Origin of the sequence: Streptacidiphilus albus JL83, from assembly GCF_000744705.1 — a bacterium.
GTDB classification, from domain to species: domain Bacteria; phylum Actinomycetota; class Actinomycetes; order Streptomycetales; family Streptomycetaceae; genus Streptacidiphilus; species Streptacidiphilus albus.
The window spans coordinates 468,656-479,827 of the sequence record NZ_JQML01000001.1 but is presented as its reverse complement, the minus strand read 5'-3'; the positions used below and the strand labels follow the sequence as shown (position 1 = coordinate 479,827).

Annotated in this window: 10 protein-coding genes; 5 read left to right on the top strand and 5 right to left on the bottom strand. The window is 71.3% G+C overall.

Translation table 11 applies throughout. The features are described 5' to 3' along the window. Positions 1–360: 360 nt before the first annotated feature. Positions 361–1,149: a VOC family protein gene (locus tag BS75_RS02180; RefSeq protein ID WP_034086967.1), complete on the top strand. Its 789-nt coding sequence runs from the start codon at positions 361–363 to the stop codon at positions 1,147–1,149. A 188-nt stretch (positions 1,150–1,337) separates the two neighbouring features. Here the strand turns inward: BS75_RS02180 and BS75_RS02175 are convergent, their stop codons facing one another. Together BS75_RS02175 and BS75_RS02170 are read right to left on the bottom strand one after the other, a co-directional pair. Next, positions 1,338–2,207 (bottom strand): ABC transporter permease, encoded by an 870-nt coding sequence (locus BS75_RS02175; RefSeq protein WP_052069110.1) that lies wholly within the window; start codon positions 2,205–2,207, stop codon positions 1,338–1,340. Next, positions 2,204–3,115 (bottom strand): ABC transporter ATP-binding protein, encoded by a 912-nt coding sequence (locus tag BS75_RS02170; protein ID WP_034092248.1) that lies wholly within the window; start codon positions 3,113–3,115, stop codon positions 2,204–2,206. Before BS75_RS02170 ends, BS75_RS02175 begins: the two co-directional genes overlap by 4 nt. A 133-nt stretch (positions 3,116–3,248) precedes the next feature. Here BS75_RS02170 and BS75_RS02165 point away from each other — a divergent pair, with 133 nt between their 5' ends. Beyond that, positions 3,249–4,529, top strand: a complete 1,281-nt coding sequence (locus BS75_RS02165; RefSeq protein ID WP_042438804.1) for a sensor histidine kinase — start codon at positions 3,249–3,251, stop codon at positions 4,527–4,529. Beyond that, a complete protein-coding gene (locus BS75_RS02160; RefSeq protein WP_034086965.1) occupies positions 4,526–5,221 on the top strand; it encodes a response regulator in 696 nt (231 codons plus the stop codon). Before BS75_RS02165 ends, BS75_RS02160 begins: the two co-directional genes overlap by 4 nt. A 333-nt stretch (positions 5,222–5,554) precedes the next feature. On the opposite strand, the gene BS75_RS02155 is transcribed toward BS75_RS02160, so the two are convergent. The 3 genes from BS75_RS02155 to tatA all read right to left on the bottom strand — a co-directional run bounded on the left by BS75_RS02155 (position 5,555) and on the right by tatA (position 8,483). Beyond that, positions 5,555–6,856 (bottom strand): hypothetical protein, encoded by a 1,302-nt coding sequence (locus BS75_RS02155; protein ID WP_034086964.1) that lies wholly within the window; start codon positions 6,854–6,856, stop codon positions 5,555–5,557. Then, positions 6,853–7,536, bottom strand: a complete 684-nt coding sequence (locus BS75_RS02150; RefSeq protein WP_034086963.1) for a FadR/GntR family transcriptional regulator — start codon at positions 7,534–7,536, stop codon at positions 6,853–6,855. The genes BS75_RS02155 and BS75_RS02150 overlap by 4 nt, the downstream gene beginning before the upstream one ends. Positions 7,537–8,219: 683 nt before the next feature. Continuing rightward, a complete protein-coding gene (gene tatA / locus BS75_RS02145; protein ID WP_034086962.1) occupies positions 8,220–8,483 on the bottom strand; it encodes a Sec-independent protein translocase subunit TatA in 264 nt (87 codons plus the stop codon). 326 nt (positions 8,484–8,809) lie between these two features. On the opposite strand from tatA, the gene BS75_RS02140 reads away from it, so the two are divergent. Together BS75_RS02140 and BS75_RS02135 are read left to right on the top strand one after the other, a co-directional pair. Then, positions 8,810–9,571 (top strand): DeoR/GlpR family DNA-binding transcription regulator, encoded by a 762-nt coding sequence (locus BS75_RS02140; RefSeq protein WP_042438811.1) that lies wholly within the window; start codon positions 8,810–8,812, stop codon positions 9,569–9,571. A gap of 192 nt (positions 9,572–9,763) precedes the next feature. Next, positions 9,764–11,077, top strand: a complete 1,314-nt coding sequence (locus BS75_RS02135) for an ABC transporter substrate-binding protein (protein WP_331281392.1) — start codon at positions 9,764–9,766, stop codon at positions 11,075–11,077. The last annotated feature ends 95 nt before the right edge of the window (positions 11,078–11,172 follow it).

The window sequence follows — 11,172 nt, the reverse complement described above, 5'->3', positions numbered from 1 at the left end:
GCTGCTCGACGGGCGCGGTGGGCCCGGGGTCGTGCCCGGTGAGTGGCCGGGCCGGTGTGGGTGGCGCGGGGCAGGGCACGACCGCCGCAGACGCGGGGCGGCGGCTCGCTTCGCCGAGGACTCTAACGTTCACAACAGCGGCCTGCAATAACCGTACTGAATCATTGACAGATTTTGCCTAGGGCTGCAATGCAGTGGTGTGACACCCGAGAGAATCGTACTGATGACCGCCGGGCGGGCGACCCGACGCGCTCCGCCCGCGTGTTGAGTGGCATGCGCGGCACCGACAGCGACAGGCTGGACCCGCGGGGCCAGGGACCCTGTGCCCCGGCCCACTCTTTGCCTGGAGGCGACGAACCCATGCCCGTGGTCAGTACCCCCTACCCGCCCGGCACGCCCTGCTGGGTCGACCTGATGGCCCCCGACCTGCAGGCCGCCATCGACTTCTACCGCGACCTGTTCGGCTGGCAGGGCGAGAAGGGCCCCGAGGAGTTCGGCGGCTACGCGATGATGTCGCTCAACGGCAAGCCGGTGGCCGGCATCGGCCCGGCCATGGCGGTGGACGGCAACCCGCCGCCGCCCACGGTGTGGACCACCTACCTGTCCACCGACGACGCGGACGCCACCGCCACCAAGGTCACCGCCAACGGCGGCACGCTGCTCTTCCCGGTGATGGACGTCGGCACGGTGGGCCGGATGTTCCCGGCCGTCGACCCGACCGGCGCGGTCTTCGGCGTCTGGCAGCCGGTGGACTTCGGCGGCGCGGAGATCGTCAACGAGGCCGGCGCGGTGATCTGGAACGAGCTGAACACCACCGACGTGAAGGCCGCCGCCGCCTTCTACCGGGCTTCCCTCGGCATCGAGTTCGTCCCGATGCCGGACATGCCGGAGTACCACGAGCTGCAGGTCCAGGGCAGGACGGTCGGCGGTGCGCAGGGTCTGGGCAACTTCCCGCCCGGCACGCCCGCGCACTGGGCCACCTACTTCGCGGTGGACGACACCGACAGCGTGGTGGACGCCGCGGTGCGGGCGGACGCCACCCTGCTGGCGCCGCCGGCGGACACCCCGGTGGGCAGGATCGCCGGGCTCAAGGACCCGCAGGGCGGCATCTTCATGGTGATCAAGCCGAAGCCGTTCGAGGCCGGCTGACCGGCCGACCGGCCGTCAGGGAAGCGCCACGGCCCGGCCCGGCCCGGCCCGGTGTCGGGTCGGGTGTCCGGCCCGGGCCGTGGCGTCGGGTGGGGCCGGACCGCTCAGGGGGGCGGGATGCGGTGGTCCACGCCCTGGACGCCGCCGGCCTCGGCAACCCCACCGGGATCCACCCCGGTACCGTCCACTCACAGGTCCCGGCGGTCCACCAGGACCAGTGCGAGCACGGCCGACACCAGCGGCCAGAGCAGGTAGACCCACCACTCGCCACCGGGGTGGGCCGGATACTGCAGGTTCGGATTGGCCTGGGTCGGCGTCAGCTGGTACAGCACCTGGAAGGCCCGGAACGGCGTGGCGTGGTAGAGGCACGCCGACCAGTGGTGATGGTCGGTCATGAAGTTCGGGATCAGCAGCAGCACGGTCACGGTCGCGACGATCGTCGCCGCGCTGTGCCGGATCACCGCGGCCAGGCCGAGGCCGACCAGGGCGCTGACCGTCGGAAGCAGCGCCGCGGCGGCCAGCCCCTGCCAGATGCCCGCCTGGGTGATCGAGATGCCGACGTGCTTGCCGGCGAGGACGGCCTGGCCCAGCCAGAACGAGGTACCGGTCACGACGACGCCGAACCCCAGCATCACCGCCGTCAGCACCGCGATCTTGGCGGCCATCAGCGCCCGCCGGTCGGGGACGGCCGCGAAGGTCACCCTGGCCAGCCCGGACGCGTACTCGCCGACCAGGGTCATCGCCCCGAGGGTGCCTGCCACCAGCAGTTCGGTGATGCCGGCGTTGTTGGTGAACACGTCGCCGAACGAGCCGAAGGGCCGGAACTGGGCCCGCATGGCCGCCGGGTACTGCGACCAGTTCTGGACGTCGGCGAGCGCCGCGTCGAAGTTGAGCACGACGACGCCGACGGCCGCCAGCAGGAAGCCCCAGCGCATGGAGCGCATGGACCAGAGCTTGAACCATTCGCCGGCCAGAAGGTCACGGGCGTGCGGCGGCGGACCCTGCACCGGGGGCCGTTCGGCCGGAGCGATGGCGGAGGCGGAGTCGAGGGCGGTCATCGCTGGTCTCCTGCGGGGTATTCGACGCTGTCGGCGGTGAGTTCCATGAATGCGCTCTCCAAGGAGGCGCTGTTGACGACCAGTTCATGCAGCCGCAGGCCGTGCTCGAAGGCCAGGTCGCCGATCCGGTCCTTGCTCAGGCCGGTGACCAGCAGCGCGTCCTGACCGTCGGGGCGGGCCGCCGCCCCGGCCGCGGTGACCGCGCGGGCCAGTGCCGGGACATCCGGAGTGCGGACCCGGACGCCGGCCCCGGTGCCGCGTGCGGCGAACGCCGACAGCGGCTCGTCCGCGATCAGGCGGCCGCGGCCGATGACGATCAGCCGGTCGGCGGTGTTCTCCATCTCGCTCATCAGATGGCTGGAGACCAGCACCGTGCGGCCCTCGGCGGCCAGCCGGCGGAACAGGCCGCGAATCCACCGCACGCCCTCCGGGTCGAGGCCGTTGAGCGGCTCGTCGAAGAGCAGCACCGGCGGATCGCCGAGCAGCGCGGCGGCGATGCCGAGGCGCTGCCGCATGCCCAGCGAGAAGCCGCCGATCCGGCGGCGTGCGGCGTCGGCCAGCCCGACTTCGTCCAGTACCTCCGCCACCCGCCGCAGCGGTATCGCGTTGGTGCGGGCCAGCACGCCGAGATGGGCGGCGGCGCTCCGCCCGCCGTGGACGTCGCTCGCGTCGAGCAGTGCGCCGACATGGCGCAGACCGCGCGGGTGGTCGCGGAAGCGGGTGCCCTGGACGGTGACGCTGCCGCCGGTCGGGGTGTTCAAGCCGATGATCATGCGGAGCGTGGTGCTCTTCCCGGCTCCGTTCGGGCCCAGGAAGCCGGTCACGCAGCCGGGGCGGACAGTGAAGGTGAGACGGTCGACGGCAAGGGCCGGACCGTAGCGCTTGGTGAGGTCGTGGGTTTCGATCACGGGGTCCACGATTGTCCGGCAGGCACCCCCGCGTCGTCCTACCGGCGTGGACAACTGACGGACCGGCTGTCATCCCTGGTAGTACCGCCGTGGTCGGATGCCGGGGGGCCGGGGCGCTGATTACGATCGCTGCATGTCCGTTCCCAGCCTGCGCGCGTCCGCACCACGCCGGACACCCACCCGTCCACTCCTCAGGCGCGTGCCGATGGGGGTGTGGACGGCGCTGGCCTGGGTCGTGGGCGCGGCCTACTCGCTGACCTTCCTGGTCCGGCTGCCCGGCGAGGCCTCGGGAGGCTACACGGGCTGGCAGTTGCACCTGCACAGCATGGTCAACCTCAGCGCGGGTACCGTGTCGGTCCTGCTCGGGAGCGCTCTGCTGCGCCGCCGGCCACCGGTCGCGCTCGGGCTGCTGCTCCTGGGTTCGGTGTTCGCGGCCCTGGCACTGAGCTCCACCGAGATCCAGTTCCCGACCTTCCTGCCCGCGGACATCGCGCTCTGGTCCATCGCCGCAGGCCGGCCGCGCCGGGAGTCGACGGTGGCGGCGGCGATGACGACGGCGGTCCTGGTCGGCCTTCCGGCGGTGCGGCTCTGGCTCGGCTTCGTCATCGGCACCTCGACCCTGCTCGCCGTCGCGCTGACAGCCGTGGTCGCCTGGCTGCTCGGCAACCTGTCGCGGCAGGCGCACGAGCACCAGGCGGCGGAGCGGGCGCTGGAGCGGGCGCACGCGGCCGAGAGTGCGGTGGCGGCCGAGCGGCTGCGAATCGCCCGGGAACTGCACGACATGGTCGCGCACACCCTCGGCATCGTCGCGCTGCAGGCGGGTGCGGCACGCCGGGTGCTCACCACCCAGCCGGAGGCGGCCCGGGACGCTCTGGGCGAGGTGGAGGCGGCCGGGCGGGAGACGCTGTCCGGTCTGCGCCGGATGCTGGTCGCGCTGCGCGCGGCCGACGGCCCGCCGGATGCGACCCGGTCCGAGACCGGGCTCGGTCCGCTGCCCGGCCTGGCCGACCTGGACCGGCTGGCCAGGAACACCACCGCGGCAGGCGTCCGCGTCGAGGTCCACTGGTCGGGCCACCGGCGGCCGCTGCCCGCCGAGGTGGACCTGGCGGCGTACCGGATCGTCGAGGAGTCGGTCACCAATGTGGTCCGCCACGCGGACACGCGGTCGTGTCTGATCCTGGTCGACTGCGGCGAGCGCGAACTGGCCGTCGAGATCCAGGACCCTGGCGAGTTGGACGCTGCCGGCCCACCACGCGCCCGGGAGGGCACGGGGGAGCGGGAGGGAGTCGGCTACGGTCTGCTGGGCATGCGCGAGCGGGTGGACCTGCTCGGCGGCCACTTCACCGCCGGCCCCCGCCCGAGCGGCGGCTTCCGCGTCGCCGCCCGGCTGCCGATACCGACAGGAGCACCGTGACCATCCCCACCACCGGGTCCGCGCGAGTTCGGATCCTGCTCGTCGACGACCAGCCACTGGTCCGCGCCTCGCTGCGGATGGTCGTCACCGACGCCCCGGACCTGGAGGTGGTCGCGGAGGCAGGCAACGGGGCCGAGGCGGTGCAGCTCGCGCGGGAGCTCCGGCCGGACGTGGTGGTGATGGACATCCGGATGCCCGGGATGGACGGCCTCGAAGCCACCCGACGGATCGTCAGCGCCGACGAGCACTGCCGGGTACTGATCCTCACCACCTTCGACGACGACGAGTGCGTCTACGGGGCGCTGCGCGCGGGCGCATCCGGGTTCCTGGTCAAGGACATGGCGCTGGACGACATCCTGGGAGCGGTCCGGGTCGTGGCCGTCGGCGACGCCCTGCTCGCCCCGAGCGTGACCCGCCGACTGATCGCCGACTTCAGCGCGGCACGGCCGAGCACGACCCCTGCCCCTGCGACTCCACCGGCCGAGCTGAGTGCCATCACCGACCGGGAGACGCAGGTGCTGACACTGATCGGCCAGGGCCTGTCCAACACCGAGATCGCCACTGCGCTGTGCCTCAGTGTGACCACGGTCAAGACCTACGTCAGTCGGCTGCTCTCCAAGCTGAACGCCCGCGACCGGGTCCAACTGGTCATCCTCGCCTACGAGGCCGGCCTGGTCACCACCTCCCGCTGACCGAGCGCGACCGGCGCGGCTCCGGGACTCGGCCCGCAGGCGTCCCGGTCCGCGCCGAAGCGCATGCGAGCGAGGGCCGTCACGCCACCGATCCCAGCAGTGCGCCCACGAGGTCGTCGGCCGGGCCGCCCGCGTGCGTGAGCCGGTCCCGGTGGGCACAACTACCGTGGCACTGACGGACTCCTGCGGCAAGTGAGGCTCTGACCTGCAGGTTTCGGCTGGATCCGGTAGTGACAGGCCGGGACGGGCGCCGGATCGTCGATGCCATGGGGTCATTGCCGCAGCCGGGGCCGCAGCGCTACTGCCAACAGTGCGGGGCCGACGGGGCGCCGGTCAGGCCCCGGGCAGCAGTGAGCGCCAGAGGTCCTGTTCGGCGGTGGCCGACCAGACGACGTCACCGTGCCCGTAGCCCGGCAGCACGGTGAAGCGCACCGGTGTGCCGGCGCGCTCGCGGATCAGGCGGGGGCCGTGGTCGTGGTCGCCCCGGCCGAGGCCGGTGTTGACCCAGATCACCTCCGCGCGGATGGCGGACCAGTCGATGCGGTGGACCTCCTCGCGGCCCGCCCAGACGGCGGCCAGGTCGCGCAGCAGCGCGGTGGGCTGGAGTCCGCTGCCGAGTCGGGCCACGGCCGCCGACCACACCCCGATCGGGGTGTGGTCCAGCTCGAACCGGTCCTCGGCGGGGGAGTCCGCGAAGAGGTACCGGCCGCCGCTGAAGCCCTGGCGGTAGATCCAGTTGGCCGGACCGGGCAGGTCGGACGTCCTGATCAGCGCGTAGTGCAGCAGGCCCGCGTTGCTGAAGGAGGTGGCGGGGCCCGCGACCGGGCGCGGGACCGGGCTTGCGCCCTCGGGGTCGGTCGCGGCCCGGGCGAACAGGGCCTTGAGGCCGGGGTCCACCACCTGTACGCCCTGCTCCAGCAGCTTTTGACACGCGGTCAGGAGGTCCTCCGCGCGGGCCGCGAGTGCGGGCTCGGCCCGGGGGTCGTAGGGGCCGGTCGTGTCGAGCACGATGACCCGGTCCGGGCCGGGGCCCGGTGCGGGGCCGGGCGCGGGGCCGGTCGGGGTGGTGGCGGCGAGGTCCAGGGCCAGGACGGCTCCGGCGGAGTGCCCGAGCAGGTCGTAGGGCTGGGGGAGGACCGTCTGCGCCGCCGCCACGACCCGGAGGGCATCCCCTCGGTGCCGGACCAGGCCCCAGTCGCGGACGTCGGTTCCGGTCCCGGTCGAGGTCCCGGTCGAGGTGGAGTTGGAGGTCAGACCGTCCTCGCGGCGTGAGATCCCGATGGCGAGGAATCCGTGCGCGCAGAGGAAGTCGGCGAGTCCGCGACCGCGTGGGGTGAGGAAGTCTGCAGCCGTGTTGAGCCCGCCGCCCGGCAGCAGGAAGACGGTCCGGGACGGCCGTTGCCCGGTCGGTACCAGCACGTCCACAGTCAGGGGCACCGGCTCGTCCTCGATCAGGATCCGGTGCCTGGTCCGCTCCCCGTCGTCCTCGACCAGCGTCGCCACGGTCGGGACGGGTCCGAGTCCGGCCGCTCCGAACCGGCGTCCGAGTTCGGCCGAGAGCCGGTCCACCACGTCCGCGCTCCATGGCCGGCCGGAACCGTCCGGTGCTCCGGGCGGGACGGCGGTGCCGCTCACGCCAGCCGCTCCTTCATCACGAGCAGGTGGTTGCGGCTCAGTTCGGCCGCGGCGGCGCCGTCGCGGTCGGCGACCGCCTCGACCAGACGGACATGGAGGTCGTGGTCGAGCTCGGGGTCGGACTCGCCGAGGCGGAGCATGTCGATCATCGCGCGCCGACTGTGCGGCGTGAAGTCGTCGAAGAGCTCGGTGAGGATCGCGTTGTGCGCGGCCACGAGAACGGAGCGGTGGAACGCCGTGTCGGCGTCGACGTGCTGCTCGGTGTCGGAGTCGGTGTCGGTGTCGGCGCGGTGGCCCGTGCGCTGCTTCGGGGCGCGCCGGATGGTGCGCAGCTCGGCGGGTGTGCGGCGTTCGGCGGCGAGCGCGGCGGCTTCGGTCTCGATCGCGAGCCGGGCCTCGATCACGGCGACGATGCCGACACGGCGCAGCACGGTGTTCCAGTCCTCGGGCGCGTCGAGGGCGGTGACGAAGACGCCCGCGCCCTGGCGGGTGGCGAGCACCCCGCGCCCGGCGAGCTGTCTGATCGCCTCACGGACGGTGGACCGGCCCACGCCCAGCTGCGGGGCGAGGGTGGTCTCCCCGGGAAGCTTCTCGCCGAGCTTCCACTCGCCCGATCGGATGCGCGTGAGCAGCAGCTCGGCCGCCTGATCGGCCAGCGGTTCCCGGCGAACCTGGACCATGCCTGCACCCTCCCTTCTCGATGATTCTTCGCCACTTGTCCGAAGCTCTTCGGCGGCGACGCCGCGTCAGCTGCAGGAGCCAGACCTTTGATCCATCCGGTTGAGAGATCGTACCGCCATGGGCGGGGTGGCTGAAAGCGCCTCTGGCCTGGCCTTTTGCTCCTGGAGTGACGGTCACGTCCATGCTGCTGGACCGGGCCTTGCCGGAGACATCGGAGTCTCCCTGTGAAGCCCGGGTCGTTCGAGCTTCCGAGGCGTGAATTGCTACGGCACCGGCCGTTCCGGAAGGGGCCTGGCACGCCTTGCGGCATTGCTCTGCTCACCCGCTGGAGTGAAAGCTCGCGAGGCATGCCCGGTAGGCCAATCCGGGGCCCGTCATGCAGCGAATCAGGGGTGGTTGCCGCAGAGTTGCTGCACAGCTTCTCGCCTTGCCGGGGTTCGCCTCCAGCGGGTCCGGGAAGCGCTGGACTCCCGGCATGGCAGTTCTGGCTGCCGGCGCCCCTCCTGCTCCGGTTCACCTACCTCCCCCGGGCGGTGAGCCGGTGACGTCGGGCCCCACGCTCGGGAAGGGCTGCCAATGGCCCTTGCCGAGACACCCGGCGCCGTGTTCCCGCAGTCCTTCAGGAGGCGGGGACACGGCACAGTCCCATTCGTGCCGCACCGGATGTTGTGGTGACAGACCATCAGGGCCTTTCGGCGGGCTGGGTGTCGCGGCGGGGTTCGGCTTCGGCGCTCTGTCCGAGGGTGGCCGGGATCGTCCTGGTCGGTTCGACCAGGTGGGCTGGGGCCGCGTCCGTATCGTCCGCCTTCATGGCCCCGACCTCGGACTTGAGGATGCGCAGCGACTTGCCCAGGGCACGGGCCGAGTCGGGCAGGCGTTTGGCTCCGAACAGGAGCAGGACCACGACCGCCAGGATGATGATTTCCAGTCCTCGGTTCTCAAGCACGGGTTCCCTTTCCAGGCTCATTCATGACGCCGCCGGTACGGCTGTACCTGAGACTCTTCGTTGCAGACCGCTGCCGAGATGGGTCACCCTGCCGTCCAGGGGGATCTCGAAGTCCGACACCGGAATGCCCGGTCTGCCGAGCCGATCGGGAACGACGCGGTCAGGGAGCGGGCAGCCCTGACGGGGTCCTCGGGCAGGGATACCGCCGACCGGGCACAACCGGTCATTCCCGTTGCCCAGGGGCCGTCCAGGGCTCTTGACGGGTGACATGTCACACACAAAACTCGTGGCAGTCGGACACGATCGGGCAGCGGAGGTGAGCCGGGATGTACGCACTGGAGAGGCGTCAGTGGCTCATCGAACGGGCCCGCTCGGCCGGACGGCTGGACGTGTCAAAGATCGCCCAGGAGCTGGGCCTTGCCCAGGAGACCATCCGTCGCGACCTGGGCAAGCTGGAGCGCCAAGGCCTGGTCCGCCGGGTCTACGGCGGCGCAGTACCGGTGGAACGGCTCACCTTCGACAGTGACTTGCCGATGCGTGCACGGCGGCGGCACGAGGAGAAGAACCGCATCGCGGCAGCGGCCGTGGGCCTGGTGCGGTCCGCCGAGTCGATCTACATCGACGAGGGCCACCTTCCCCAGTTGGTCGCCGAGCACCTGAAGCCCGAGCGCCCGATCACGGTGGTGACGCCCTCGATGGCCATCGCGACCGCGCTCGTCGAGAGGCCGAACGTCGAGGTGATCGTGATCGGCGGACGGGTCAGGGCGCAGACCCTGGCCGTCGTCGACCACTGGGCGGTGGCCATGTTGGAGACCTTCGTCCTGGACCTGGCATTCATGGGAGCCAACGGCGTCACCCTCGAACACGGAGTCACCGTCCCCTTCGGCGCGGTCGCTGCTGTGAAGAGCATGGCGATGCGGGTGTCGCGGCGTCGGATCTTCGTCGCGGACAGCAGCAAGTACGGCGTGGACTCCTTCGTCCGATTCGCCGGCCTCAGTGACTTCGAACGCTTCGTCACCGATACCGCCCTCACAGCGGAGCACGCCGCGGAACTTCATTCCCGAGGGATCGACGTCACGAGGGTCTGACGCCTCGACCGGTACCAACCGCACCACCGCTCACTTTTCGACGTCCACAGCACGGACGCCGCCCGGAGAAACACCACCCCTTGGAGAGGCACGTCTCCTGCCGACGTACACCGACGGCAACCGGAAGAGAAGGCAGGCACAACCATGCGATCCCCGAGATTCCGTGTACTGGTACCGGTCACTGCCATAGCGATGGCGGCCGCTTCGCTCAGCGCCTGCTCCGGCGCCGGCGCCGGCACCGCCGGCGGTGCCGACGCGGCGAACACCATCCACGTGCTCATGGTCAACAACGCGCAGATGGTCGACCTGGAGAACCTGACGGCGGCCAACTTCACCAAGCAGACCGGCATCAAGGTCGACTTCACGGTGCTTCCCGAGGACTCGCTGCGCGACAAGGCCAGCCAGGAGTTCTCCACCCAGGCCGGGCAGTACGACGTGGCCACGTTGTCCAACTTCGAGATTCCCTTCTACTCCAAGAACGGCTGGCTCGCGCCGCTGAACAGCGACGTCGCCGCCGACCCGGGGTTCGACCAGGCGGACATCCTCAAGCCGATCGCCGAGTCGCTGACCGGCGCGGACGGCCAGCTCTACGGCGAGCCGTTCTACGGCGAGTCCTCGTTCCTGATGTACCGCAAGGACGTCTTCGCGGCCAAGGGCCTGACCATGCCGGCCCACCCGACCTGGCAGCAGGTCGCGGCCCTGGCGGTGAAGCTCAATGGCGCCGAGCCCGGGATGCGCGGGATCTGCCTGCGCGGCCAGCCCGGCTGGGGCGAGGTCCTGGCCCCGCTGACCACCGTCGTCAACACCTTCGGCGGCACCTGGCTCGACCAGAACTGGAACGCCCAGGTCACGGCCCCCGGCTTCACCAGCGCCACGAACTTCTACGTCAACCTGATCAAGCAGGCCGGCGAACCCGGCGCCGCCCAGTCCGGCTTCACCGAGTGCCTCAACGACTTCCAGCAGAGCAAGGTGGCGATGTGGTACGACGCCACCTCCGCGGCCGGATCGCTGGACACCGCCGGCTCCCCGGTGACCGGCAAGGTGGGCTACGTCCCGGCGCCGGTCGTGGACACCAGCAACTCCGGCTGGCTGTACACCTGGGCCTGGGCGATCGAGAAGGCCAGCACCCACCAGGCCGACGCCTGGAAGTTCATCTCCTGGGCCTCCGGCAAGGGCTACATCAACCTGGTCGGCCAGAAGCTTGGCTGGGCACAGGTGCCGCCCGGCACCCGTACCTCGACCTACTCCAACCCGAACTACCTGGCCAGCGCCTCGGCCTTCGCAGCGCCGACGCTCACCGCCATCGACACGGCCGACCCGCAGAACCCGGGGGTGCAGCCGCGGCCCACGCCCGGAATCCAGTTCGTCGACATTCCCGAGTTCACCGACTTCGGCACCCAGGCCTCCCAGTTGCTCAGCGACGCGATCGCCGGCCAGATGAGCGTGGCCAGCGCACTGAAGCAGGTCCAGGCGCTGACCCAGACCGCGGGCGACAAGTACAAGTAGCACTCCTCTCGCGGCGGTGCGCCGCAGTCGCCTCCCCGATCGGCGCACCGCCGCCTCCCCCCGTCCGACCACACCCGACCACCCATCCACCCGAC